Source organism: Pseudomonas sp. WS 5010 (assembly GCF_012985565.1).
Lineage (GTDB): Bacteria > Pseudomonadota > Gammaproteobacteria > Pseudomonadales > Pseudomonadaceae > Aquipseudomonas.
Genome location: NZ_JAAQWQ010000007.1, coordinates 243104 through 269629, shown reverse-complemented (window position 1 = coordinate 269629; position 26526 = coordinate 243104). Strand labels below are relative to the sequence as shown.

Below are 26526 nucleotides of genomic sequence, written 5' to 3'. Positions count from 1 at the left end.
GCAGTGAAACGATGCATCGCCGATGGTAGTGTGGGGTTTCCCCATGTGAGAGTAGGTCATCGTCAAGATTAAATTCCGAAACCCCAATTGCGAAAGCAGTTGGGGTTTTGTTTTGGGCGGTCGAAAAGGCGCTGGCATAACACCATTGTTCATCCCGACAAATTTGCACAGTTATTTCTCAACCAGAACACTAGAATAGACGCCTGATCATTTTAGACTTAGAGCCCTATATGTCCGACCCGGTTGATACCACCCAGGTGTCCGACCTACCGCTGGAGGACCTGGTTGCCTGCCACGAGTGCGACTTGCTGATGCGCAAGCCAGAGCTTGCGCACGGTGAAAAGGCCCAATGCCCGCGCTGTGGTTATGAGATGTACGCCCACCGCTACAATGTCGTCGAGCGCAGCCTGGCCTTGGTGATCGCAGCGTTATTGCTGTACATCCCGGCGAACTTTTTACCCATCATGCAGCTCAACCTACTCGGGCAGTCTTCTGAAGACACGGTCTGGAGCGGTGTAGTCGCCCTGTTCAATACCGGGATGCAAGGCGTCGCGGTGGTGGTGTTCCTGTGCAGCATGGGCATCCCGTTGCTCAAGCTGCTGTGCCAACTGGCGGTGCTGCTGAGTATTCGCTGGAACATAGGCCGCAGCTACGGCCTGTTGCTCTACCGTATTTATCACCATATGCGCGATTGGGGGATGCTTGAGGTCTACCTGATGGGCGTGCTGGTGGCGATTGTAAAGCTGGCCGACATGGCCGCCCTCAGTGTAGGCCTGGGGCTGGCCTGCTTTGTCAGCCTGTTGATGGTTCAGGTGCTGCTGGAGGTGGTCATGTCACCTCACCAAATCTGGCAGGCATTGTCCGGGGAGGACGAACATGCGGGCGATTGATGCTGGCATTCTGATCTGTACCGAATGCCACGAACTCAACAGGCAGGACCCGGAGACCGACGAGCAAACCTGCACCCGTTGCGGTGCGTTGGTCCATGCCCGCCGTCCGAACAGCCTGATGCGCACCTGGGCTTTGCTGATTACTGCGGCAATTCTGTACATTCCGGCTAACCTGTTGCCAATCATGACGATCAACTCCCTGGGGCAGGGTGCGCCGAGCACTATCATGGCGGGCGTGATCGAACTGGTTCAGCACGGTATGTTCCCGATTGCCGCCGTGGTGTTTATTGCCAGTATCCTAGTGCCGACCTTCAAGCTGGTGGGCATCGCCCTGTTGCTATTCTCGGTGCAGCGTCACCAGCCGCTTTCCGCCCGACAACGCATTATCATGTACCGCTTTATCGAATTCATCGGTCGCTGGTCCATGCTGGATATCTTCGTGATCGCCATTCTGGTGGCGGTCGTTAACTTTGGGCGACTTGCCAGTATCGAGGCCAATCTCGGTGCCGTGGCGTTCGCCAGTGTGGTGATCTTGACGATGTTTGCCGCAGTAACTTTCGATCCCCGACTGATTTGGGATAACACGGAGTCGGACGACGACCATGACTGATTTGCCAAAGGCTAAAACCCGCCCCGCTTCGAACTGGTCGGCCATTTGGGTACTGCCGTTGATCGCCCTGGTGATTGGCGGCTGGCTCGGATGGCGTGCCTACACCCAGACGGGCATCGAGATCCAGGTACGCTTTGAAAGCGGCGAAGGTATCCAGGCCAACAAGACCGAAGTGGTCTACAAAGGCATGCCCGTGGGCAAGGTCAAGACCCTGGCCCTGGATGACGAGGGCAGCAATCGCGGGGTGATTGCCACCATCGAGATGAACAAGGATGTCGAGCAATACCTCAAGGCCAATACGCGCTTCTGGCTGGTCAAGCCCAGCGTGAGCCTGGCCGGGATCACCGGCCTCGAAACCCTGGTCTCGGGCAATTACATCGCCGCCAGCCCAGGTGACGGCGAGCCTACGCGCAAATTCAAGGCGCTCTCCGAAGAGCCGCCATTGTCCGACGCCAAGCCCGGCCTGCACCTGACCGTCAAGGCCGAGCGGCTCGGCTCGCTCGACCGTGGCAGCCCGGTCTTCTACAAACAGATCCAGGTTGGCCAGGTCAAAAGCTACCTGCTGTCAGCCGATCAAAACACCGTCGAGATAAAAGTCTATATCGAGCCGACCTACGCCAACCTGGTGCGCAAACATACGCGTTTCTGGAACGCCAGCGGCATCAGCATCGACGCCAACCTGTCCGGGGTCAAAGTGCGCAGCGAGTCCCTGGCCAGCATCGTCTCCGGGGGGATTGCCTTCGCCACGCCGGAAAACCGCAAGGACAGCCCGCCCACCGACCCAAGCCTGCCGTTCCGCCTGTACGAAGACTTCGACGCCGCCGCCGCGGGCATTCGCATCAAGGTCAAGCTCAGTGACTTCGAGGGCCTGCAAGCCGGGCGTACGCCGGTGATGTACAAAGGCATCCAGGTCGGCAGTCTCAAGGCCCTCAAGGTCGACTCCGACCTGTCCAGCGCCAGCGCCGACCTGACCCTCGACCCATTGGCCGAAGATTACCTGGTGGAAGGCACACAATTCTGGGTAGTCAAGCCGTCCATCTCCCTGGCCGGTATCACCGGTCTGGAAGCCCTGGTCAAGGGCAATTACATTGCCATCCGTCCCGGCGACAAAGGCGCCAGTCCCCAACGTGAGTTCGTCGCCCGGCCCAAGGCGCCACCGCTGGACCTGCGCTCCCCAGGCCTGCACCTGGTCCTGCTCACAGAAAACCTCGGCTCCCTGGAGGTTGGCAGCCCGATCCTCTACAAACAGGTCAAGGTCGGTTCGGTCCAGAGCTATCAGTTCTCGCGCAAGCGCAAGCAGCTGGTGATCGGTGTGCATATCGAGAAGGAGTACGAAGGCCTGGTCAACGGCTCGACGCGTTTCTGGAACGCCAGTGGCGTGACACTGACCGGCGGGCTCACCGGCGGTATCCAGGTCAAAAGCGAATCCCTGCAGAGCCTGATGGCCGGTGGCATCGCCTTTGAGACCCCAGAGCCAAACGTACCGCTGAGAAATCGCATCCCGCGTTTCCGCCTGTTTGCCGATCACGAAGCTTCCACCCAGCGTGGCACCCTCATCACGATCAAGGTTGACCGCGCCGACGGCCTGCGCCCCGGTACGCCGGTTCGCTTCAAAGGCCTGGACGTGGGCAAGATCGAAAGCGTCGACCTGAGCGCCGACATGCAGTCAGTGATGCTTAGTGCACGCATCACCGAAGTGCCTGAGCGGATCGCCCGCACCGGCAGCCAGTTCTGGGTGGTCAAGCCGGAGTTGGGCTTGATGAAGACCGCCAACCTGGAAACCCTGGTCACCGGCCAGTACATCGAAGTCTTGCCGGCGGTGAAAAGCACCGGGGCACAAAAGAACTTCGTGGCCCTGGCCCAACCGCCCGAGGCTAACGTGCAGGAAGCCGGCTTGAGCCTGGTCCTCAGCGCGGCCCGCCGCGGCTCGTTGAAAGTCGGCGTGCCGGTTACCTACCGCGAAGTCACGGTGGGCAAGGTCACCGGCTACGAGTTGGGCAAGACGGCCGACCGTGTGCTGATTCATGTGCTGATCGAGCCCAAGTACGCCCCGCTGGTGCGTGGCGGCAGCCGTTTCTGGAACAGCAGTGGCTTTGGCCTGGACTTTGGCCTGTTCAAGGGCGCGACAGTGCGTACCGAATCCCTGGAAACCCTGGTCCAGGGCGGCATCGCCTTTGCGACGCCGGATGGCGAGCGCATGGGCAACCCGGCACTGCCCGAGCAGACCTTCCCGTTGTTCGACAAGTTTGAAGACGAGTGGCTGATCTGGGCGCCGAAGATTCCCCTGGGTAAATAAATCCAGGAGCCACAAAAAAGGCCGCGATCCAAAAGATCGCGGCCTTTTTAATGCCTTGGTAGGCGCCGATCAGACCTCATCCAACTGCGGCTCATCCGCCTGCACATTCACCGTCGCCTTCACCACATCATGGCGGCGGATGTACTTCCAGTCCGCCTCATCGATGTAGATCCCGTTCGGCCCACTGCCGCCCTCCAGGTCGATCGCCACCTGGGCGGAAACCTGCGGCTTCACACTGGCCAGGATCGGCACAAAGCCCAGTTGCAGGCTAGTCTCCAGCAATGCTGCCTGGTTCTTCTCATCGATATCCGCCGCCTCGTCGAGGTAGTACGGCAGGCGCACGCGACCGGCCTGGTCGCGGTCCATCAAGTGCAGCAACAAGTACATGTTGGTCAGAGCCTTGATGGTCATGGTGGTGCCGTTGGACGCAGCGCCATCGATGTCGGTGTGAATGATCGGCTGGCCGTTGACCTTGGTAATCTCGAACGCCAGTTCGAACAGGTCCTTGAGCCCCAACTGGTTGTGGTTGGCGGCCACCAGGCGTGCCAGGTATTCCTTGGCCTCTTCGTTTTTGTTGTCCTGCTCGGCGCTTTGGCTGAGGTCGAACACCGACAGGGTTTCGCCTTCCTCATACTGACCGGCACTGTGAATGATCTGGTCGATATGCTTGAGCGCTTCCTTGTTCGGCGCCAACACGATACGGAAGCTCTGCAGGTTGGATACCTGGCGCTTGTTGATCTCGCGGTTGAACAGGGCCAACTGGTGCTCGAGGCTGTCGTAGTCGCTGCGGATATTGCGCAAGGTCCGCGCGATATCAGTCACCGCCGCGCGGCGCGCCTTGCCCAGGGTCAGGGCTTCGTCGGTGCGGTGCGCGTAAGCATTGATCAACAGGTGCAGGCGGCGCTCCATATCGTCTTCGCTGTCGAACTTGGCCACGCCCTTGAGGCGCACCTGGGCGTACAGCGCGTCGATCTGCCCGTCGGCGCGCAGCAACCCCTGCCAGCTGTCCTGATAGTCATTGAGCAGCGGCAGCAGATTATCCATGGAGTCGTCGACCGGATCCATGAACGGCGTGCCAAACGGCAAGTCGGCCGGCAACAACTGGCGACGGCGCAGGGCGTCATCCAGGGTGCGCTGCTTGGCTTCCATATCGCCGATCTGGCGGCCGACCAGTTGCAGCTTGGCCGACAGCTGCTGCACACGTTCGGTAAACGCATCGCTGGAGCGCTTGAGTTCATCCTGGGCGGCTTCCATCTGCGCCAGGTTTTCCAGCTTCTCGCCTTCCTCGGCACTCAGGGTCTGGGCGCGGCGGTAGTCTTCCAGGGCTTTCTGCGCATCGAGTACCTGCTGGTACAGCGCTTCGGTCTGGGTCTTGCTTGCCGCGCGGTCAGAGGCCACCGCCTGCTGGGTCTTGAGTTGCTTGAGTTCTTTTTCCAGGCGCTCCTTCTGGTCGCGCAATGCCGCGCGATCCGCCAGGGCCTGCAAGGCAGGGGGCTCGATGTGCGAGATGTCGATGGACAGCCCCGGTACTTCAAAGCGCTCGCCCTTGAAGCCATCGAGGATCAGCTCCAGGGATTTGACCCACTGGCCGTCTTCATCCAGGGTGATGCCATGCTCGCCCAGCGGCAGGCTGAACAACGAACTGTTGAACAGACGCATCAGACGCTCGACGTCCTGCTGTGAGAATTCTTCCCGCAGCTTGGCGTAGCTGTTGTTGTCGGCGTGATCGAGTTGTTGCTTGACCGACTTCAGGCGCTTTTCCAGGTCGCGCAGGCGCTCATCCAGGTCCTCGGCGCTGAACTGTCGCGATTGCGCCAGGGCGCCGGCCAGTTCGTCGTGGGCATCCTTGGCCGCCAGCAGTTGCTGCTCCAGGACCTTGACGTCATCCACCAGGGCAAAGCGATGCTTGAGCACCGACAACTCGCCCAGCCAGCGCTGGATGCCGCTGATTTCCCGCTCCAGGCGCATCAGCTCCTGGGTGCCGCCGCGCTGATCGTTCTGCAGCGCGTCCTGCTCGTTGCGGTAGTGTTCGGCCTGGATTGTCAGCTCTTCCTTGCGCGCGCTGGCGTAGTCCGACCAGGTGCCCAGCAGCGAATCGAGCAACGGCGACAGGCGATGCAGTTTGCCGCGCAGAATGTCGCGCTGTTTCACGCCATTGGCCAAGGCCTCGACCAATGGGCCGGCGGCTACCAGTGAGTTGTAGTCCTGCTCCATGCGTCGCACATCGCGGAACGCTTCTTCACACGCCGCAATGTAATCCACACTGCCCGAGCGCAGGCTGTGCTCGAACGCATCGAGGAACAACTGCTTGAGTTTGGCCGCGGTGATTTCGCGCATGTGCAGCAGGTTGATAAACAGCGCACGGAAGGTCTTCAGGCTCTGCTCGCTGGTGGAGCGCAGCGGAATCAGGGTCAGGTCCAGCGGGATCGAGGTATGGCCACCCACCAGCAAGCGCCGCAGCTCATCGGGCTTGAGCTCATAGGCCTTCAGGCCCTCGCGCTCAAGGTTGGTGAACAGCTCTTTCTGGCGCAGGCAGGTGTCGTTCTTCTGATAGTGGGCCAGGTCCAGCTTGCCGGCGTAGGCAAAGAACTGGTGACCGAAACCGCCCCCCGGGCCGCGCCCGACCACGCCAATCACGTGCGGGCCGTGGGGCAGGGAGACTTCGACGAGGATGTAGCTGGTGTCGGTGGCGAAGTAGAAGCGCCGCGACTGTTCCAGGGTGTACTTGCCGAAGCTCATGTCCGACATGCGCGCCAGGATCGGGAACTGCAAGGCGTTGATCGAAGCCGATTTACCGAGGTTGTTTGCGCCATACACCGACAGCGGCTCTTCCAGCGGGAACAGGCCCAGGCTGTAGCCGGCGGTGTTCAATAGGGCGAAGCGGCGAATGCCATAACGTTCCTTGCTCATGCATCGGTCTCCTGTTCTTCGGCAATGGCACGGGCGAGGGCATCTTCTTCGCTTTCAAACTCACTCAAGTCCAGCGGGTCATCGGTCTGCAGCAGCTTTTCATCACTGTCTTCGTCGATGATCACCGGCGCCGGCAACGGCAGCACACTGTGGACGCTGGCCGCCAGGTCGCGGTCGGCCTGGACCGACAGGCACACGTCGAGGAAACGGTGCATCGGTGGCAGGAAGCGGTAAACACCGTTGTCTTCACCGGCAAAGCCGAGCTGGGTCATGCGGCGCATGATTTTTTCTTCCAGCTCCTCAACGGTCTGTACTTCGGCCTGGATAAACAGGTCGCGGTACTTCTCCAGCAACGAGGGCAGCTCATCGCGGCCCAGGCTGCCACCGTCGAGCACGGCAATCGGGTCGCGGCCCTGGTCGGCCAGGTGTTCGACGATGATGAAGGTGAACAACGCCAGGCGCTGCGCGGTCTTGTTCACCTGCGCGGCGGCCACGGCGGTGTCCGGCACGAAGTAATAGAAGCCACGGGTGTCGCATACCAGCTCAAAGCCCAGGGCCTTGAACAGCGTGCGGTACTGGTCCTGGAAGTTCGACAATTGCGCGTACAGCTCCGGGTCGCGGCGGCTGACGTGGTAACCCTTGAACAGCTCGCGAAAGATCGGCGCCAGCTGGGACAGTTCGGATAGATCAAGATGCATAGGGTGTGCTCGCAGAATTCTCGGCTACGTCGGTGCTGGCCGGGAGCAGGGCGAATGAGCGCAGGCTGACCTGGTGCTCGTGAGTGTGGTAATCCCGGCGTTCCAGGCGCTCGCGCTTGAAACGCTTCTCCCGCGACAAACGCGAGAACCAGTACAGCAACTCGTCGGTGGCCCCGTCCGGTTCCTGTTCCAGCAGCCAGGTCATCAGGTCCGGCATCGGCAGCGCGTCTTCGCAACGCTCCAGCATCTCCTTGACCGTGCGTGGTGCACGCTGGGCTTGGCCCTTGTGGGATTTGTGGGCCTTGGGGAACCGCGCAGGCTTGGGTTCGAAGTTCGCCAGGGCATACACATAGGCTTCGACCTGGCTGGCACTACCGAGGAAGGTACTTTGTGGCCGGGTGAACATCGGCATCGCCGCTTGCGGCACCGCGTCCAGGCCCTTGCGCCGGATCGCCGAGAGGGCCAGCGCCGCGCCACGGGTCACGGCGTTGTGCCGGCGTGCCTCTTCGCGCAGCGGCAGCAGCAGCTCGCGGGCATGACGCAGGGTCAGTTGGGCGCTGGTCTGCATTTCGAGGATGCGCGCGTGGGTGCGCAGCAACATATCGTCATCCACCAGGTGGCCCAGGCGCTGCTGTTCGGTGAGCATGCGCAGCAGCACGTTCTCAACCTTGCGCACGCCTTGCTCGAAGGCACCGTCGGCGTTCACCAGTTGGATCATCGGCTCGACGTACTCGTCCCAGGTCGCCAGGACCTCGGCATAGCGCTGGCGCAACGGGATTTGCCGGTCGCTGGTCTTGGCGCGGTCGGCCACGGCCGCGAGGGCCTGTTCGTCATTGGCGAGTTTTTTCAGCACGTCGCGCACGCGCATGTCCAGCAGCCGCAGTTGGCGAGCCAGGTCGTGGCCGTCGCGGATGTCGAAGGCGTCCTGGATATAACCGGCCAGGCGCTCGAGGTGGCGCAGGTAGGCTTCGATTTCCAGGCACAGGCCTAGCCGGTGCTCCTTGCGAAGATAGGCCAGGAAGTCATGGATCTGCGCGTTGAGCTCGAAACGGTTCGGGCTCTTGGCGACAGGCACCAGGATATCCAGGCGAATCCACACGTCCAGCAGGCTGGTGATGTCCTGTGGCGTGCTGTCCAGTTGTTGGGCGGCCAGTTGCGCGCGCAACTCGCCAAGGCTCAGGGTGCCTTGGTCGAAGTGTTCGCACAGTGGCTCAAGCAGGGCCCAGTGTTCGGCGAGGGCGCGCAAGACGCGCTTGGGTTCGATCATCGGAATGGCCGGCTGGTTGGCGAATTAAAAGCAGCGATTGTACTGCATCAGGCGCGGGATTTATCCACAGCCGGTCAGGGCGCGTTCGCGATGGGCGGTCAGCAATGCAGAGAAAATCATCAACGGTGGGCGATCGTCGTCGAAGGGCGGTAGAATCTGCGCTCTTTAGTTATCCACAAGTGGTCGCGCCTTGCTTATCGAGTCCCGACGTCGCGCTTACTTGACCGCCATGCAGGTGGTCAACTGGCTGCCGCGCACCGAATTGCCCTTTGCCGCCCCGTCGCGGCCCGAACTGCTGCAGCCGCTGGAACCGTTCGAGCCATTCGACGCCTCGGGCGAGGAAGCGGCGCCGCCGGTTGCGCTGGTAAAGCCTGTGGCCGAGGTGCCTGTGCGGCCATCGGAGCGGGTCAAGATCGAAGTGCCACGCCCTTCGGCGGCGCCCAAGCCCGCTGCAGTGGCCGACGCTGCCCCGGTGGCCAAGGCCCCGGTCGTGCCGCCACCGCGTTTTGCCTTGCAATTGCTGCGGGCCGGGCGCTGCCTGTTGCTGGTCGAGCTGCCCACCGGCGAACGTTTCCAGGCGCGTGACCCGGCCTACCTGCTGCTCAAGGACATGCTGCGCGCTGCCGGCCTGCCCGACAGCCCGCAGATCGTCGGCGAGCCGGTGCGCTGGCCGCTGCTGGTGCGCGGCAATATGGACCAGGGGCCGGACGCCGCGCGTGACTTCGTGCAGGGCTTTGTCTCGGCCCGCCTGGAAGATGAACCCTGTGTGTGCCTGTGGCTGATCGGCCTGCCGGCCGTGCGATTTGCCGGCGAAGCCAACGCCGAGGCCTGGTACCGCGAACTGCAGGTCGAAGGCCTGGGTTCGGTCTGGGCCTTGCCGGGCCTGGAATTATTAATGGAAGAGCCACAGCGTAAGGCTGATGTCTGGCAAGCCATGCGCCGGCTGATGGCGCGCTGGAAAACAACCGATGAGTGAGGCTTTATCCTTCCGCCCGATGACCGAGGCTGACCTCGACGCCGTGCTGAAAATCGAATACGCGGCGTTCAGCCATCCCTGGACCCGTGGCATCTTTCTCGACGGGCTGGGCAAGTACCAGATCTGGTTGATGTTCGAAGGCGAGCAGCAGGTGGGCCACGGCGTGGTGCAAATCATCCTCGATGAAGCGCATTTGCTGAACATCACCGTCAAGCCGGAAAACCAGGGCCGCGGCCTGGGCCTGGCGCTGCTGGAGCACCTGATGTCCCGGGCCTATGCCGCCAGTGCGCGGGAATGCTTCCTGGAAGTGCGCGATAGCAATACCGGGGCATTCCGCCTGTATGAGCGCTACGGTTTCAACGAAATCGGCCGTCGCCGCGATTACTACCCGGCCGTCGGTGGTCGCGAAGACGCCGTCGTCATGGCCTGCACCCTGGTCGACTAAAACACACGATCCCGTGTGGGAGCAGTCTTATGTGGGAGCTGGCTTGCCTGCGATAGCGGTGGTGAATCCAGCGCCGCTATCGCAGGCAAGCCAGCTCCCACACCGCCATGCTTCACCATAAGTCAGGCGCTGTGTCAGCGGTTGCCGTCGACCGGATCAATGTCCGCCAACTCGGCTTCATCCAACCCATTACCGCCGCCAATCTCGTCCTCATCGACGATACTCAGGTCCCAATCCGCCTGCTCGCCTTCACCTTCTTCGCGGGCATCGCGCGCGCCATCTTCATGGATCAGGGTTTCGGGGCTCATATCATCATCCGTGGGCTCATGATCCGCCGTCGAAGCCCCGGTCATTCCGGCCTCGCGCACCCGCTCGTCGGGCATCAGGTGCTCGCGCTCTCCACGCGGGATCTCATCGCCGATTTCCGCCGTCGGCTCTTGCTCGTCAAAATCCAGCTCGCGCATCGAGCCCATGCGATCTTCGTTGTCATCAATCGGTGCCGGCGTCGGGGCGCCGTAGGGACGTCGTGATTGCGTCATGGCCAATCCTCATACTGTGGGGCTTATAGTGTGTGGACAGGCCCGGCCTCCCAAAGATTCAAGCTAATTTGCGTGAGGCGTGACCTGGGCGAGAGGTTGTCAGTCACAAAACTGCGCATCATTCCTGAGGCTTTCCTGATGAACGAACTACAAGACCTGCTTGATAACAACGAACGCTGGGCGGATGCGATCAAACAGGAAGATCCCGAATTCTTCGCCAAGCTTGCCCGCCAGCAGACCCCGGAATACCTGTGGATCGGTTGTTCGGACGCCCGGGTACCGGCCAACGAGATCGTCGGCATGCTGCCGGGCGACCTGTTTGTGCACCGCAACGTGGCCAATGTGGTGCTGCACACCGACCTCAACTGCCTGTCGGTGATCCAGTACGCGGTGGATGTGCTCAAGGTCAAACATATCCTGGTCACCGGCCATTATGGCTGCGGCGGCGTGCGTGCTTCGATGCAGGACCGCCAGTTCGGCCTGATCGACGGCTGGCTGCGTACGATCCGTGACCTGTACTACGAGAACCGCGAAGTACTGGCCCAGTTGCCCACGGAAGAAGAACGCGTCGATCGCCTGTGTGAACTCAACGTCATCCAGCAAGTGGCCAACGTCGGTCACACCAGCATTGTGCAGAACGCCTGGCATCGCGGGCAGAGCCTGTCGATCCACGGTTGCATCTACGGGATCAAGGACGGCCGCTGGAAAAGCCTCAACGCCACCATCACCGGGTTCGAGCAACTGCCGCCGCAGTACCGCCTGCGCCCGATCGAGGCCATTTAATAGCGTTTGCGCTGGCGCCACTGTTCCATGAACAGTTGGCCCTCGGCGTTCAAGGGCTCTTTCATGCCGGTGATCCAGCCTCGGCAGTTGCCGGCGCCGCAACGGCACGGGAACTGCCGGAACAGCACGTCCTCGGTGCTGGCGTAATCCATGGTCAGCAGCGCGCCGGGGCGGATCGCCTGGATCGACCACAGCTCCAGTTCGCTGATATCGAGGAACACATTCGGGTCGCATGAATGCAGGAGCAAGCCGCTGAACCATGGGTCGTACAAGTGGATGCGCGAAGACACCTGCAGCGTGTGCAAGCGCCGTTCGCTCAGGGCGTGCCCGGAAATCTTGGCGATACGCACTCGGCTGTCGAAGGCGACCTTGGCCTTGATCCCGGTTCCACGTCCGTTGCGGGTGCGCACCACCTCGAAGTCACGACGCGAGGGGTAACCTTTTTTCGCCAGCAGTGTTGCGAAGGGATACAGACAGTCACTCGCGGCCGCAGGTGCTTCTTCCATGACTTGGGTTTTCATAGGGCTCCTTGTCGGGCTGCATCGACCTCCTGATATTGATTAGACTGCCGGTCTTGCAGCAAATGGGCACCGTCCCAGATTTACGCAAAAAAACGCCGATAGCTACTGTCAAATCTGACAGTAGCTATCGGCGTTTTTTTGCGTAAGACAATGCTGATAAAGCCAGGAACCTACAGGGCCGGCGCCGGCACAGAGGCTTCTGGCATGGGGCTTTTCAGGCGCTTGAGCTGGGCCTTGATCGACGCGTTGCTACATTTTTCCTTGGCCTGCTCGGCGGGCAGCTCTCGCACCGAGGTATAGAACAATTCACAGGTCTGCTCCTTGCGCGTCACCTGCCAGGTATTCATGCAACCCTTGAGCAGCACATTGGGGTCGCTGGCGGGCTGCTGGCCCATTCCAGCCTGCCAGCAGGCGGCGCTCAAGTCCTGGCCCATGACTTTCAAGCCGGCCTCGTCGGCTTTCTGTTCGTCACCGCCGTAGCTGGCCGGGTCGGCGGCGTACCAGATGTAACTGGGGTGATTGGCCCCCAGTACGGCGACATAGCTGCCCTCGGCCGGGCTGATCTGCCCCAGGCCCAATACCCCGAGAGTTTGCCCGTACTGTTGCTGGATCCAACTGCGTACCGGTGCGCCGAAGGCGACCATGGGCAATGAGCCTGTGGGGTGCAGGCTCAACTCGCGAACTATCCGGGTCTGGTACTCGGTGAAGTAGCCATAGACCCCTTCCAGGTCCTTGCCAGCCGTGGAGGGCGCGGCAATCGGCGCAATATCGATGATGGTCTGGTATTCCGGGGTCTGGGCCGCCGCTATGCCATTGGCGGTCAATAACGTGGCCCAACGGTCGGTGGTGGCCGACTCCAGGTAGTCCTGGTAATGGGTCAGGGAGTAGTCGGGCGGGAAATGCATCAACTCGATGCTCTTGCGGTTCTCCAGGGCCATGCCCAGCGGCAGGAACAGGTACCAGCTAAATTGCCATTTGCCATCGCGGTTCAACTGGCTGGCGCCTTCATAGGCCAGGTCGGCGGTATTCAACAACGCGGTCAAGGGCTGGCCATAGCCATCGGGTACACCGGTAAAGTGCGCGCGCACCTGATCCTGCTGGGTTTTCACACTGACCCTGGCCCGACTGTAGCCATCACGTTGCAAACTCTGGGTCAGGTAGTGTTCAACTGTCTGTTCCAACGTCAGCGGCCGAAAGCAGATCACACTGCAATTGTTGGGGTAGGCGAACAATTGCCTGACCCGTTGCGCAGTGCCCAGGTCGAGTTCGACATCGGCTTGTACGACCGTGCTCACACTAAGTGCGACAAGGGTGAAGGACAGCCTGGTCAGTTTAAACATGCGTGTTTCCTTGTCAGCTAAAGCCCGTCTGCGCGGGATGAATGCCTACCCTCACACAGTAGCGGCTGACCGGGAAAATGCGTCGGCAAATGCGGTTTTTTTGTAGGGCTTGGCCGCCTCTCATATATCGTGACGTGCAACGCATTGCTTCGGTTATCCATGGGATTGCAATTAGACCCGAGGTAGTTGCAACACTTGTAAGTGTTCAATATAGGCTGCGAAGCCGGAATGCTTGCTGAGAAGTTAGCCTTTAAACGATACAACAGGCTTGAAAAGATTTTTGTTAGGGTTTGACTCTGCAAAGACTATTCTTCCCGCCGGTTGGCCGAACGCCGATTTGAACTGTTTGAATTTTTTTAGCTGGGGGTTTTGCTGTTGGCTGGCTTCTTGGGTGTTGCCCGCCTCAGCACTGTTTGAGAGGCAGGCATGTTAGTTGTAGGCGTGATATTCATGGGCGCTCCAGTTATAGCTCTAAATAATTTAGTGGTGGTCTCTTAGTTAAGTTGAAGATTGTCCCGTGCTACTAAAAGACACTATGTAGTTGGTTTTACAGTAGTGGTGGGTTCCCTCCTTGAAATGTTCAGTGAGGGAAAAAGGCGCTCAATGTCGGCCTGGCTGCACCCGCCACAACGACGGGCGCAACGTCCAATGACTAAGGCATCACCGGCGGCATGTACTTCAAGGTGGTCCCCAGCGCCCACAGTAAAAACAGCACCAGCGGCGTGTGCACCAGCAGTTGCACAAACGAGAAACCAATCAAGTCCCGTGCCTTGAGTCCCAGTACGCCGAGTAATGGCAGCATGTAGAACGGGTTGATCAGGTTCGGCAGGGCCTCGGCGGCGTTGTAGATCTGCACGGCCCAGCCCAGGTGATATTGCAGGTCATTGGCCACCTGCATCACGTACGGCGCCTCGATGATCCATTTGCCGCCGCCCGATGGGATAAAGAACCCCAGCACCGCCGAATACACGCCCATCAGCAGCGCATAGGTGTCGTGGGAGGCGATGGAGGTGAAGAAGGTCGAGATATGGTGGGCCAGGGTCTGGCCGTCACCGCCCTTGACCACGGTCATCAGCGCCGCGATGGAGCCGTACAGCGGGAACTGGATCAGCACCCCGGTGGTGGTCGGCACCGCGCGGGCCACGGCGTCGAGGAAGCTGCGCGGGCGCCAGTGCAGCAAGGCGCCGGCCATGATGAACAGGAAGTTATAGGTGTTGAGCCCCGAGATCGCGCTGATCGCCGGCTTGGTCGAGAACTCATGGAACAGCCAGCCGGCAGCCAGCAGCGCCAGCAAAATGGTCAGCAGCGGGCTGTGTTCCAGCCATTCTCCCGGACGGCTTGGCGGTTGTGGCTTGGGCAGGTTGAATGCCGGGTCTACGCCACACGCCTTGGCGTCACGGGCCGAGTTGGGGCCCGGTGCGGTGACGTAGGCGATGATCAGCGACACCACGATCAACGCCAGCAACAGCACCCCCGATTGCCACAAAAAGATGGTGTCGGTGAAGGGAATGGTCCCGGTGATCGCCAGGATCGAAGGCGGCAGGCTGGCCGGGTTGGCCTGCAATTGTGCGGCCGATGACGACAACCCCAGCGCCCACACGGCGCCCAGGCCTAGATAGGCCGCCGCGCCGGCCGCGCGATAGTCCATGCGCAAATCCGTGCGCCGGGCCAGGGCTCGCACCAGCAACCCGCCGAACACCAGGGACAGGCCCCAGTTGAGCAACGAGGCGACCATCGAGATCAATGCCACCCACGCCACGGCCGAGCGGCCGTTTTTCGGGATGCGCGCCAGGCGGTCAATCAACTTCACGGCGGGTGGCGAGCTGGCGACTACATAGCCGCCAATCACCACGAAGGCCATTTGCATGGTGAACGGGATCAGGCTCCAGAAACCATCGCCGAAGGCCCTGGCCGCTTCGGTGGGCGCGGCGCCCATGCCCAGGGTCGCCACGGTGACAATGATCACGGCGAGGGCGGCAAACACCCAGGAGTCAGGAAACCAGCGTTCGGCGAAATTCGAGCAACGCAGGGCGAAGCGGGCATAACGGCTATCTTCGATAGGATCGGCCACGTGGGATTACCTCTTGTAGTTATTTTGGCAAGGTATCGCCGCATCTTGGCCCACGGCCATTTATTTGGGAATGTTGTTATTTTCATGGATCAATGAGTAAACCCAATATATCCGCGGCGATTGCCAGGATCCGGTCCAGCTCATAACCTGCACGCCATTTTGTCTGTCTGCCGAGCTTCTTTCATGACTGCCAGCACTTATCCACAGGCGCAGCGTTTTTCCCGCTCCGACTACAAGACCCTGGGCCTGGCCGCCTTGGGCGGTGCCCTGGAAATCTACGACTTCATCATTTTCGTATTTTTCGCCCTGACCTTGAGCCAGCTGTTCTTCCCCCCGGAAATGCCCGAATGGCTGCGCCTGCTGCAAAGCTTCGGGATTTTCGTCACCGGCTACCTGGCGCGGCCATTGGGCGGGATCCTGATGGCGCACTTTGCCGATCACCTGGGGCGCAAGCGCGTGTTCAGCCTGAGCATCCTGATGATGGCCCTGCCGTGCCTGCTGATCGGGATCATGCCGACCTACGCACAGATCGGTTATTTCGCGCCGCTGATCCTACTGGCGCTGCGGGTCTTGCAGGGCGCGGCGGTGGGCGGTGAAGTGCCCAGCGCCTGGGTCTTCGTCGCCGAACACGCGCCGGCCAACCACCGCGGTTATGCCTTGGGTTTCCTGCAAGCCGGGCTGACCTTCGGTTACCTGCTGGGGGCATTGACGGCGACCTTGCTGGCGCAGATGTTCACCGCAGAACAAATCCTGGATTACGCCTGGCGCTTCCCGTTTCTGTTGGGTGGGGTGTTTGGCGTGATCGGTGTCTGGCTGCGGCGTTGGCTGAGTGAAACCCCGGTGTTCCTGGCCATGCAGGCGCGCCGCCAGGCCGACGCCGAACTGCCGCTGCGCACGGTGTTGCGCGACCATCGCCAGGCGTTGCTGCCGGCCATGTTGCTGACCTGTGTGCTCACCTCGGCGGTGGTGGTGCTGGTGGTGATCACGCCGACCATGATGCAGAAAACCTTCGGCATGAGCCCCAGCCACACCTTCGCCCTGAGCGCACTGGGCATCGTCTTCCTGAACATCGGTTGCGTACTGGCCGGCTTGCTGGTGGACCGCATCGGCGCCTGGCGCGCGGTACTGGTCTACAGTCTGCTGTTGCCGGTGGGCATCGCCGTGCTCTACGCCAGCCTGATCGCCGGCGGCGTGTGGCTGGGCGCGGCCTATGCCATTGCGGGGTTGAGCTGCGGGGTGGTGGGCGCGGTGCCATCGGTGATGGTCAGCCTGTTTCCAGCGCAGATTCGTGTGTCGGGTATTTCCTTTACCTACAACATTGCCTACGCGCTGTGGGCGAGTACTACGCCTTTGATGCTGATTGCATTGATGCCCAGCAGCCCGTGGATCTGCGTTTTTTACTGTGTAGTGATGGGCGCAGTCGGCGTGGCCAGTGCATTGCGGTTTGGCCGGCGCCCGGTGTTTTAAAGCCGCCGCATACCCCCTGTGGGAGCTGGCTTGCTCGCGAAAGCAGTGGGTCAGTCAACATCAATGTTTGCTGGGCCGACGTCTTCGCGAGCAAGCCCGCTCCCACAGGGGATCTGCGCTTAACTGACTGGCATTGGGGCTTGCCCATGTGGTTAACACCCCGCTGGCAGCGCTATGACAATTGTGAAATCCATACCAAAGGTTTCCCCTTATCGCTCTATGATCAGCGCACATCCCCCCACGAGGAAACGCCATGAGTGCAGGACACAGCCACGCCACCGTACGCGCCGGCCACGAACGCAAGTTATGGCTAGCCCTGGGCCTGACCGGCAGTTTCATGATTGCCGAAGTGATCGGCGCCTTTGTCACCGGCAGCCTGGCGCTGTTGTCCGACGCCGCGCACATGATGACCGACACCCTGGCCCTGGCCATCTCCCTGGTAGCCATCCAGGTCGCCAAGCGCGCCGCTGACCGCAAGCGCACCTTTGGTTATGCGCGTTTTGAAATCCTCGCCGCCGCGTTCAATGCGTTGCTGCTGTTCGGGGTGGCGTTCTACATCCTCTACGAGGCTTACCTGCGCCTGCAGGCTCCGGCCGAGATCCAGTCCACCGGCATGCTGGTGATTGCGGTGCTGGGGCTGATCGTCAACCTGATCTCCATGCGCCTGCTCAGCGCGGCCAGTGGCGAGAGCCTGAACGTCAAGGGTGCCTACCTGGAGGTCTGGAGCGACATGCTCGGCTCCATCGGCGTGATCATTGCGGCCGTGGTGATCATGCTCACTGGCTGGGCCTGGGTCGACTCGGTGGTGGCCGCGGTGATTGGCTTCTGGGTCGTGCCCAGAACCTGGACCCTGCTCAAGGCCAGCATGAATGTGCTGCTGCAAGGCGTGCCGGACGGCATCGATATCGACGCGGTCGAGCAGGCCATCTGCGCGGTGCCTGGGGTCAAGGAGGTGCATGACTTGCATATCTGGGCCCTGACTAGCGGCAAGAACGTGCTCAGCAGCCATCTGGTGGTGGAGCCGGCGCTGGGCAGCGAGCAGCAGATCCTCGCCCAGGTGACCGAGTTACTGCACGAACAATTCGATATTTCCCACGTCACCATCCAGATCGAAGGCGAGGGTTTTCATCCGGAACCGATCGCGCACTGACCGCTATTCGCGGTCTTCCAGCACGTAGCCAACCCCGCGCAAGGTGTGGATCAACTTGCGCTCGAACGGGTCGTCGATCTTCGCCCGCAGGCGGCGGATCGAGACCTCGACCACGTTGGTGTCGCAATCGAAGTTCATGTCCCACACAAACGAGATGATTTGCGTGCGTGACAGCACCACGCCGCTCTGGCGCATCAGCAGGTGCAACAGGGCGAATTCCTTGGTGGTCAGGTCAATGCGCTGGTTGCCGCGAAAGGCCCGGTGGCGACCCTGGTCCAGTTCCAGGTCGGCCACCCGCAGCACGTCCGGCACCGCCGCCTCGACGCTGCGGCGCATCAGGGTGCGGACCCTGGCCAGCAGTTCGGGAAACTCGAAAGGCTTGACCAGGTAGTCGTCGGCGCCCAGTTCCAGGCCTTTGATTTTGTCGGCCAGGCGGCCTTGGGCGGTGAGCATCATGATTCGCGTGTTGCTGGTCTGGCGGATCCGCTGCAGCACATCCCACCCGTCCATGAGCGGTAGGTTCACATCCAGAATCACCAGGTCATAGGTGTGTTGCCGCGCCAGGTGTACGCCGTCGGCGCCGCTGGCCGCGCAATCGACCACATAGCCACTTTCGCTCAGTCCCTGATGCAAGTACTCGGCTGTTTTCAGTTCATCTTCGATAACCAGGATGCGCATGTCGAGGGTGCCTCGGTGCAAGGGAAAGTATCTGCAATCGCCGCGAAGGTTAAAGCAAAAGCCCGGACCAGAGCCTTTGCTAACGGATTTGTAATGTTTCGGCCACCCCTCTGATAAGTAGCGAAAGTTACATTGCCCCTGCTTGGATTTGTCCGCCAACTCATGGGTGTGGAACGCTTGTTATGCCAACGTTTTTAAGAACAATTGTGTGCTCCGTAGTGGGGGTCTTGGCGATGGCCCAAGTGGCAAGCGCCCAGACCCTGACCCTCGAATCGGCCCTGCAAAGTGCGTTTGCCGACAACCCGGACCTGGCCGCTGCGCAATGGGAAATCGACATCGCCCAGGGCGGTCGGCAGCAGGCCGGGCTGATCCCCAACCCGGTGGCCTCCTGGGACGCCGAAGACACCCGCCGCAGCACCCGCACCACCACCGTCAAGCTAAGCCAGACCCTGGAGCTGGGCGGTAAGCGCGGGGCGCGCATCGATGTGGCCTCGCGGGCACAAGATGCGGCGGCCCAGGAGCTGGAACAGCGGCGCAATCTGTTGCGGGCCGAAGTCATCGATGGCTTTTATGGCGCGCTGCGGGCCCAGGAACGCCTGGAGCTGGCGCAACGCTCAATGGCGCTGGCCGAGCGCGGCCTGGTGGTTGCCAATGGCCGGGTCACGGCGGGCAAGTCGTCGCCGGTCGAAGCCACTCGCGCCCAGGTGCAGGTCTCGGAAATCCGCCTGGAGCGCAGCCGTGCCGAGATTGGCGTGAGCGATGCCTATCGCCGCCTGGCCGCCATCACCGGCAGCGCCAACATCAGTTTTGAGCGTGTCGAGGCAGGTGCCGTGAATACGCCAGCGCTGCCTTCGGCCACCCAACTGCTGGCGCGCCTGGAGAGCACCGCCGAGCTGCGCCTGGCGCAGTTGCAAATCCAGCAACGGGAGGCCGGCCTGGGCCTGGAAAAGGCCCAGCGGATTCCCGACCTGGATATATCCATCGGCAGCCAGTACGACGCCAGCGTGCGCGAGCGGGTGAACCTGGTGGGCGTGTCGATGCCGATCCCGCTGTTCAATCGCAACCAGGGCAATGTGCTGGCCGCCAGCCGCCGAGCCGACCAGGCCCGGGACCTGCGCAACGCCACCGAGCTGCGCCTGCGCACCGAAACCCGCCAGGCCCTGGACCTGTGGGCGACGGCCAACAATGAGGTGAGTGCCTTTAATAAAGTGATCCTGCCCGCCGCCCAAAGCGCAGTGGACAGTGCCACCCGTGGCTTTGAGATGGGCAAGTTCAACTTCCTCGATGTACTCGACGCCCAGCGCACCCTGATCGCCGCCCGTACCCAATACCTCGCCGCACTCGCCCAGGCCACCGACGCCTGGGTGCGCATCGAACGGATTTACGGCGACCTCGCCCGCATTTGATCTTTCAGGAGTTCCCCATGAACAAACAACAAGGCCTGGCTTTGGCCGTCGCAGTGGCCATTGCCCTCGGGGCGATGGTGTTTTGGCCGGCCACCAGCGTGGCGCCCCAGGCACCGGTCGCAAGCGTCGAAGCGCCGGAGGAGGAAGAGGAAGAGGGTGTGCTGGTGCTCAACGAGCAGCAGATCCAGGCTGCCGGCATTCAATTGGCCAAGGCCCAGCCCCGGCAGATCAGCACACTGCTGTCGCTACCGGGCGAGGTGCGCTTCGACGAAGACCGCACCTCCCATATCGTGCCCCGTGCCGCGGGTGTGGTGGAGTCGGTCAAGGTCAACCTGGGCCAGAAGGTCAAGCAGGGTGAGCTGTTGGCCGTGATCGCCAGCCAGCAGATTTCCGATCAGCGCAGCGAGCTGGCGGCCAGCGAACGCCGGGTCGAACTGGCGCGCACTACGTTCCAGCGCGAGCGTCAGTTATGGCAGGACAAGATCTCTGCCGAACAGGATTACCTGCTGGCACGCCAGACCCTGCAAGAAGCCGAGATCGCCCTGAACAACGCGCGGCAAAAAATGAACGCCCTGAGTGGCAGCACGGTCCTGGCCGGCGGCAATCGCTATGAATTGCGTGCGCCGTTTGCTGGCGTGGTGGTGGAAAAACACCTGGGCGTCGGCGAGGTGGTGAGTGAGACCAGTGCCGCCTTCACCCTGTCGGACCTGTCCCAGGTGTGGGTCACCTTTGGCGTGTTTCCCAAGGACTTGAACAAGGTCCAGGTGGGGCGGCCGGTGAAGGTCAGCTCCACGGAAATGGGCACCGACGTGATGGGCACCGTGGCCTATGTCGGCAACCTGCTGGGCGAGCAGACGCGTACCGCGACGGTGCGGGTCACCGTGGCCAACCCCGACGACTCCTGGCGCCCCGGGTTGTTCGTGGCGGTGCAGGTGGCGACGGATAGCTACTTGGCAGCGGTCAGCGTGCCGGTGGATGCGATCCAGACCGTGGAAGACAAACCCTCGCTGTTTGTGCGCACCGCCGAAGGCTTTGTCACCCGCCACGTTGAACTGGGTGTCAGCGAAAACGGCTTTGTCGAAGTGCGCCAGGGCCTGGAGGCCGGCGCCCAGGTGGCGACCGTTGGCAGCTTCGTCCTCAAGTCCGAGCTGGGCAAGGCCTCGGCCGAGCACGCCCATTGATCCTGCGAGTGATTCCCCATGTTTGAACGTCTGATTCAATTTGCCATCGAGCAGCGCATCATCGTGCTGCTGGCGGTGTTGTTGATGGCCGGTGTCGGCATCGCCAGCTACCAGAAACTGCCGATCGACGCAGTACCGGACATCACCAACGTCCAGGTGCAGATCAACTCGGCGGCGGCCGGCTTCTCTCCGCTGGAGACCGAGCAGCGCATCACTTTCCCCATCGAAACCGCCATGGCCGGCCTGCCGGGCTTGCAGCAGACCCGCTCGCTGTCGCGCTCGGGCTTGTCCCAGGTCACGGTGATCTTCAAGGACGGCACCGACCTGTTCTTCGCCCGCCAACTGGTCAACGAGCGCCTGCAAGTGGCCCGCGAGCAACTGCCGGACGGCATTGAAACAGCGATGGGGCCGATTTCCACGGGCCTGGGGGAAATTTTCCTGTGGACCGTGGAGGCGCAAGACGGCGCGCGCAAGGAAGACGGCTCGGCCTACACCCCGACGGACTTGCGGGTGATCCAGGACTGGATCATCAAGCCGCAGTTGCGCAACGTACCCGGCGTGGCCGAGATCAATACCATCGGCGGCTTTGCCAAGGAATACCAGATCGCCCCGGACCCCAAGCGTCTGGCGGCCTACAACCTGACCTTGAGTGACCTGGTGACGGCGCTTGAGCGCAACAACGCCAACGTCGGCGCCGGTTATATCGAGCGCAGCGGCGAGCAGTTGCTGATTCGCGCGCCGGGTCAGGTGGCGTCCATCGACGACATCGCCAATATCGTGATCAACACCGTGGACGGCACGCCGATCCGCGTGCGCAATGTGGCCCAGGTCGATATCGGCCGTGAGTTGCGTACCGGCGCGGCCACCGAAAATGGTCGCGAGGTGGTGCTTGGCACGGTGTTCATGTTGATCGGCGAAAACAGCCGCACCGTGTCCCAGGCGGTGGCGAAAAAACTCGAAGAGATCAACCGCTCCCTGCCCGAAGGCGTGGTCGCGGTCACGGTCTACGACCGCACCAACCTGGTGGAAAAAGCCATCGCCACGGTGAAGAAAAACCTCTTCGAAGGCGCGCTGCTGGTCATCGTGATTCTGTTTTTGTTCCTCGGCAACATCCGCGCGGCGTTGATTACCGCGATGGTGATCCCGCTGGCCATGTTGTTCACGTTTACCGGGATGTTCACCAATAAAGTCAGCGCCAACCTGATGAGCCTGGGCGCGCTGGACTTCGGGATTATCGTCGATGGTGCGGTGGTGATCGTCGAGAACGCCATCCGCCGCCTGGCCCATGCGCAGCAACGCCATGGCCGCCTGCTGACCCGCAGCGAACGCCTGCACGAAGTGTTCGCCGCCGCCAAGGAAGCGCGCCGCGCGCTAATCTTCGGGCAACTGATCATCATGGTGGTGTACCTGCCGATCTTCGCCCTGACGGGCGTTGCCGGGAAAATGTTCCACCCTATGGCATTCACCGTGGTCATGGCCTTGCTGGGCGCGATGATTTTGTCGGTGACCTTTGTCCCGGCGGCGATTGCGCTGTTCGTCACCGGCAAGGTCAAGGAAGACGAAAACTGGGTGATGCGCAATGCGCGCCGGGGTTATGCACCGGTGCTGGATTGGGTGATGGCACACCGTACCTGGGCGTTTGGCCTGGCGCTGTTGACCATCGTGGTGTCTGGCGCCGTGGCCAGTCGCATGGGCAGCGAGTTTATTCCCAGCCTCAGTGAAGGTGACTTCGCCCAGCAAGCCTTGCGCGTGCCGGGTACCAGCCTCACGCAGTCGGTGCAGATGCAGCAGCAACTGGAGAAAACCTTGATGGAACAGGTGCCGGAAATCCAGCGGGTATTTGCCCGCACCGGCACCGCAGAAATCGCCTCCGACCCGATGCCGCCGAACATTTCCGACAGCTACCTGATGCTCAAGCCCAAGGACCAGTGGCCGGACCCGAAAAAATCCCGCGAGGCCCTGATCGCCGATATCCAGCGCGCCAGTGCGATTGTGCCGGGCAGCCAGTACGAGTTGTCGCAACCGATCCAGCTGCGCTTCAACGAGCTGATTTCCGGGGTGCGCAGTGACGTGGCGGTGAAGGTGTTTGGCGATGACCGGGACGTGCTGAACAAGACCGCCGGGGAAATTGCCGAAACCCTTCAGAAGCTCAATGGCGCCTCGGAAGTGAAGGTGGAACAGACCTCCGGCCTGCCGGTGCTGACCATCAATATCGACCGCGACAAGGCCGCGCGCTTTGGCCTGAACGTGGGCGACGTGCAAGACACCATCGCGGTGGCCGTGGGTGGGCGCCAGGCCGGCACGATGTATGAAGGCGACCGACGCTTTGACATGGTGGTGCGCTTGTCGGAAACCTTGCGTACCGATATCGAGGGCTTGTCGCGGCTGTTGATCCCGATCCCGGCGCTGGCCGGCAATACCACGGGGCAACTGGGCTTTATCGCCTTGTCGCAAGTGGCCAGCCTGGACCTGGTACTGGGCCCGAACCAGATCAGCCGCGAAAACGGCAAGCGCCTGGTGATCGTCAGCGCCAACGTGCGCGGGCGGGATATTGGCTCGTTTGTCGCAGAAGCCGAACGAGTGATGGCAGAGCAGGTGAAAATCCCTGCCGGCTACTGGACCACCTGGGGCGGCCAGTTCGAACAACTCAAGGAAGCGTCCGAGCGCTTGCGGGTGGTGGTACCGGTGGCGTTGCTGCTGGTGTTCGGATTGCTGTTCATGATGTTCAACAACCTCAAGGATGGGCTGCTGGTGTTCACCGGGATTCCCTTCGCGTTGACCGGCGGGATCATGGCGCTGTGGCTGCGGGATATTCCGTTGTCGATTTCCGCCGGGGTGGGCTTTATCGCGCTGTCGGGGGTGGCGGTGCTCAATGGCCTGGTGATGATCGCGTTTATCCGCAACCTGCGTGAGGAGGGGCGCTCGCTGTCGGTGGCGATCAACGAAGGCGCGCTGACCCGCTTGCGCCCGGTGTTGATGACCGCGTTGGTCGCGTCCCTCGGGTTTATCCCCATGGCCCTGGCCACCGGCACCGGCGCCGAAGTGCAGCGGCCGCTGGCGACGGTGGTGATTGGCGGGATTATTTCTTCGACGCTGCTGACGTTGCTGGTATTGCCTGCGCTTTACCACTGGGCCCATCGCCGCGATGAAGAGCAGGCAGCGTCTTGATCGCGGGGGCGCTAGGGGACTTGTGGGCTGGCCGGGCGGTTGGGAAATATCAGCCGGAACAGGGTCACCTCGCCCGGCACACTGCTGGCCTCGGCCTGGCCCTGGTGCAGGCTCATGATCGAACGCACGATCGCCAGCCCCAACCCGGTGCCACCTTCGGAGCGGGCGCGGCTGTTGTCGGCGCGGTAGAAACGCTCGAACAGGTGGGGCAGGTGTTGCGCTTCAATCCCCGGGCCCGGGTTGCTCACGGCCAGCGATATGCGCTGCTCGTGGCTGTCGACCTGCAGGGCGATACGCGAGCCGTGCGGGCTGTGGCGGATCGCGTTGGACAGCAGGTTGGAAATGGCCCGCTGAATCATCAACCGATCCCCCTGGACCCAGGCGTCGCCGGCCTGGGTCAACTTCAACCCTTTGTCTTCGGCGCTCAAGGCAAACAGCTCCATGACCCGCAGCGTTTCATCCCGCAGGTTCACCGTGGTAAACGAAGCCCGCGCCGCCGGATGGCTGACCTGCGCCAGAAACAGCATGTCGGCGACAATCCGGGCCAGGCGGTCCAGCTCTTCGGTGCTGGACTCCAGCGCCGACTTGTACTCGTGCGGCGCCCGGGCGCGGGACAGTGTGACCTGGGCCTTGCCCATCAGGTTGGTCAGGGGCGCGCGCAGTTCGTGGGCCAGGTCGTCGGAAAATTGCGACAACTGCTGCACGCCAGCGTCCAGCCGATCGAGCATCACGTTGATGCCCCGGGCCAGTTCGCTGAGTTCCCTGGGCAGGTTCTCGACGGACAGGCGATGGCTCAGGTCCTGGGTGGTGACTTTGCCGGCGACGCGGCTGAATTGCTGCAACGGCGCGAGCCCGCGCTGCACCAGCCACCAGGCGCCCATGCCAATCAGGATCAGCAACATTGGCAGGGCGATGACCGTGGATTGCAGGTAGGCACTGAGCAATGCCTGATCGTCGGAACGGTCCAGGGACAGCAACACCCGTACGTTTTCCCCGGTGTGCAGGCGCATCAGGCTCGACGCGCTGAGGATCTGGTTGTCGCGGCCATCGGTCCAGTTGAGAAAACCCAGGGTTTGCCCGGCGGCAAAGTCCAGCAGCAACGGTTCCTGGGGCCTGGCGCCGACGCTCAGCAGCACCGCGTTGGCGGGCGCCGGGCCGATGATGGTCAGGTAGAAGTTGTCATGGCCCATCACCAGGTCCAGCAGTGAATGGGGCCGGGCGCTGATGTCGCGGGTGTTGAGGTCCTGGAGCAGGCTGTGCTGGATCTGCTCCATCTTGCTTTCCAGGCCCTTGCGCGCGAGGTTTTCCAGCTCGTGGGTGAGGGCCAGGTACGCCAGGCTCGCCAGCAACACCACCAGGCCTGCCCCCATCAGGCTGACGGTGAGCCCCAGGCGCATGGATAGACTGCCGGATCTCATTGGCGCACTTCCAGCACGTAACCCACGCCACGAATGGTATGGATCAGCTTGACCTCGCTCTGGTCATCGACCTTGGCCCGCAGCCGGCTGATCGACACCTCCACCACGTTGGTGTCGCAGTCGAAGTTCATGTCCCACACCAGGGAAATGAGCTGCGTGCGCGTCAGCACCTCGCCACTCTGGCGCATCAATACCTGCAATAGCGCGAACTCTTTGGTGGTCAGGTCAATGCGCCGCGTGCCCCGGTAGGCGCGATGGCGACGCGGGTCCAGCTCCAGGTCCGCGACGCGGAAGATCTCCGGCATCGCAATTGGCTCACTGCGCCGCAGCAACGAGCGCACCCTGGCCAGCAACTCGGGAAACTCGAAGGGTTTGACCAGGTAATCATCGGCGCCCAGGTCCAGGCCCTTGATCTTGTCGGCCAGACGGCCGCGGGCGGTGAGCATCATCACCCGCAGGGTGCTGTCCCGGCGCAGTTGTTCGAGTACCTGCCAGCCGTCCTTGCCCGGCAGGTTGACGTCCAGGATCACCAGTTCATAGCGCTGCTGCCCGGCCAGGTGCAGGCCGTCGATGCCGCTGGCGGCACGATCGACGACATAACCACTCTCGCTCAAGCCTTGATGCAAGTAGTCGGCAGTTTTTGGTTCGTCCTCAACCACAAGGATACGCATGCAGATTGACCTCTTACTGATAAGCAAACAGGCGACGGGAG

The 26526-nt window shown here is 61.9% G+C and carries 21 protein-coding genes; 11 read left to right on the top strand and 10 right to left on the bottom strand.

Going from position 1 to position 26526, the window contains the following annotated elements:
• Positions 1 to 230 precede the first annotated feature (230 nt).
• Genes HBO11_RS24380 through HBO11_RS24370 form a run of 3 tightly spaced genes read left to right on the top strand, consistent with a single transcriptional unit; the run spans position 231 to position 3796 of the window.
• Complete coding sequence (locus HBO11_RS24380; protein ID WP_169954800.1) at positions 231 to 890, top strand: paraquat-inducible protein A; 660 nt, start codon at positions 231 to 233, stop codon at positions 888 to 890.
• Positions 877 to 1500: a paraquat-inducible protein A gene (locus tag HBO11_RS24375; protein WP_169954801.1), complete on the top strand. Its 624-nt coding sequence runs from the start codon at positions 877 to 879 to the stop codon at positions 1498 to 1500. Before HBO11_RS24380 ends, HBO11_RS24375 begins: the two co-directional genes overlap by 14 nt.
• Positions 1493 to 3796, top strand: coding sequence for an MlaD family protein (locus HBO11_RS24370; RefSeq protein ID WP_169954802.1), 2304 nt, complete (start codon positions 1493 to 1495; stop codon positions 3794 to 3796). The genes HBO11_RS24375 and HBO11_RS24370 overlap by 8 nt, the downstream gene beginning before the upstream one ends.
• Positions 3797 to 3865: 69 nt before the next feature.
• Here HBO11_RS24370 and mksF read toward each other — a convergent pair whose 3' ends face one another.
• From mksF to mksB, 3 genes are read right to left on the bottom strand one after another with little or no spacing between them, the layout of a single operon-like run.
• Positions 3866 to 6706 carry an Mks condensin complex protein MksF gene (mksF, locus tag HBO11_RS24365; protein ID WP_169954803.1) on the bottom strand — a complete coding sequence of 947 codons (2841 nt, stop codon included), beginning with the start codon at positions 6704 to 6706 and terminating at the stop codon, positions 3866 to 3868.
• Entirely contained in the window at positions 6703 to 7404 is a 702-nt protein-coding gene (gene mksE / locus HBO11_RS24360) for an Mks condensin complex protein MksE (protein ID WP_169954804.1), read from the bottom strand. Before mksE ends, mksF begins: the two co-directional genes overlap by 4 nt.
• On the bottom strand, positions 7394 to 8671 hold the full coding sequence (mksB, locus tag HBO11_RS24355) for an Mks condensin complex protein MksB (protein ID WP_169954805.1): 1278 nt from the start codon (positions 8669 to 8671) through the stop codon (positions 7394 to 7396). The genes mksE and mksB overlap by 11 nt, the downstream gene beginning before the upstream one ends.
• A 229-nt stretch (positions 8672 to 8900) precedes the next feature.
• Between mksB and HBO11_RS24350 the strand changes: the two genes are divergently transcribed.
• Both HBO11_RS24350 and rimI read left to right on the top strand, forming a co-directional pair.
• Positions 8901 to 9647: an energy transducer TonB gene (locus HBO11_RS24350; RefSeq protein ID WP_169954932.1), complete on the top strand. Its 747-nt coding sequence runs from the start codon at positions 8901 to 8903 to the stop codon at positions 9645 to 9647.
• Positions 9640 to 10092, top strand: a complete 453-nt coding sequence (gene rimI, locus HBO11_RS24345) for a ribosomal protein S18-alanine N-acetyltransferase (RefSeq protein ID WP_005784514.1) — start codon at positions 9640 to 9642, stop codon at positions 10090 to 10092. Before HBO11_RS24350 ends, rimI begins: the two co-directional genes overlap by 8 nt.
• Positions 10093 to 10226: 134 nt before the next feature.
• On the opposite strand, the gene HBO11_RS24340 is transcribed toward rimI, so the two are convergent.
• Positions 10227 to 10631 (bottom strand): serine kinase/phosphatase, encoded by a 405-nt coding sequence (locus HBO11_RS24340; protein WP_169954806.1) that lies wholly within the window; start codon positions 10629 to 10631, stop codon positions 10227 to 10229.
• A 138-nt stretch (positions 10632 to 10769) separates the two neighbouring features.
• Here HBO11_RS24340 and can point away from each other — a divergent pair, with 138 nt between their 5' ends.
• Positions 10770 to 11414, top strand: a complete 645-nt coding sequence (gene can / locus HBO11_RS24335; RefSeq protein WP_169954807.1) for a carbonate dehydratase — start codon at positions 10770 to 10772, stop codon at positions 11412 to 11414.
• Here the strand turns inward: can and HBO11_RS24330 are convergent.
• From HBO11_RS24330 to HBO11_RS24320, 3 genes are all read right to left on the bottom strand, one after another.
• Positions 11411 to 11935, bottom strand: coding sequence for an SET domain-containing protein-lysine N-methyltransferase (locus HBO11_RS24330; RefSeq protein WP_169954808.1), 525 nt, complete (start codon positions 11933 to 11935; stop codon positions 11411 to 11413). The genes can and HBO11_RS24330 overlap by 4 nt on opposite strands.
• Before the next feature lie 170 nt (positions 11936 to 12105).
• Positions 12106 to 13275 carry a hypothetical protein gene (locus tag HBO11_RS24325; RefSeq protein ID WP_169954809.1) on the bottom strand — a complete coding sequence of 390 codons (1170 nt, stop codon included), beginning with the start codon at positions 13273 to 13275 and terminating at the stop codon, positions 12106 to 12108.
• Between the two features lie 652 nt (positions 13276 to 13927).
• Positions 13928 to 15346, bottom strand: coding sequence for a TIGR00366 family protein (locus tag HBO11_RS24320; RefSeq protein WP_169954810.1), 1419 nt, complete (start codon positions 15344 to 15346; stop codon positions 13928 to 13930).
• A gap of 183 nt (positions 15347 to 15529) precedes the next feature.
• Between HBO11_RS24320 and HBO11_RS24315 the strand changes: the two genes are divergently transcribed.
• Complete coding sequence (locus HBO11_RS24315; protein WP_169954811.1) at positions 15530 to 16813, top strand: MFS transporter; 1284 nt, start codon at positions 15530 to 15532, stop codon at positions 16811 to 16813.
• A 253-nt stretch (positions 16814 to 17066) separates the two neighbouring features.
• Complete coding sequence (locus HBO11_RS24310; protein WP_169954812.1) at positions 17067 to 17963, top strand: cation diffusion facilitator family transporter; 897 nt, start codon at positions 17067 to 17069, stop codon at positions 17961 to 17963.
• A gap of 3 nt (positions 17964 to 17966) precedes the next feature.
• Here HBO11_RS24310 and HBO11_RS24305 read toward each other — a convergent pair whose 3' ends face one another.
• Positions 17967 to 18641: a heavy metal response regulator transcription factor gene (locus HBO11_RS24305; RefSeq protein WP_169954813.1), complete on the bottom strand. Its 675-nt coding sequence runs from the start codon at positions 18639 to 18641 to the stop codon at positions 17967 to 17969.
• 182 nt (positions 18642 to 18823) lie between these two features.
• Here HBO11_RS24305 and HBO11_RS24300 point away from each other — a divergent pair, with 182 nt between their 5' ends.
• From HBO11_RS24300 to HBO11_RS24290, 3 genes are read left to right on the top strand one after another with little or no spacing between them, the layout of a single operon-like run.
• Positions 18824 to 20047, top strand: coding sequence for a TolC family protein (locus HBO11_RS24300; RefSeq protein WP_169954814.1), 1224 nt, complete (start codon positions 18824 to 18826; stop codon positions 20045 to 20047).
• 17 nt (positions 20048 to 20064) lie between these two features.
• Entirely contained in the window at positions 20065 to 21228 is a 1164-nt protein-coding gene (locus tag HBO11_RS24295) for an efflux RND transporter periplasmic adaptor subunit (RefSeq protein WP_169954815.1), read from the top strand.
• An 18-nt stretch (positions 21229 to 21246) separates the two neighbouring features.
• Positions 21247 to 24396, top strand: a complete 3150-nt coding sequence (locus HBO11_RS24290; protein WP_169954816.1) for a CusA/CzcA family heavy metal efflux RND transporter — start codon at positions 21247 to 21249, stop codon at positions 24394 to 24396.
• Between the two features lie 11 nt (positions 24397 to 24407).
• Here the strand turns inward: HBO11_RS24290 and HBO11_RS24285 are convergent, their stop codons facing one another.
• Positions 24408 to 25814 carry a heavy metal sensor histidine kinase gene (locus tag HBO11_RS24285; protein ID WP_169954817.1) on the bottom strand — a complete coding sequence of 469 codons (1407 nt, stop codon included), beginning with the start codon at positions 25812 to 25814 and terminating at the stop codon, positions 24408 to 24410.
• On the bottom strand, positions 25811 to 26485 hold the full coding sequence (locus HBO11_RS24280) for a heavy metal response regulator transcription factor (RefSeq protein WP_169954818.1): 675 nt from the start codon (positions 26483 to 26485) through the stop codon (positions 25811 to 25813). Before HBO11_RS24280 ends, HBO11_RS24285 begins: the two co-directional genes overlap by 4 nt.
• Between the last annotated feature and the right edge of the window lie 41 nt (positions 26486 to 26526).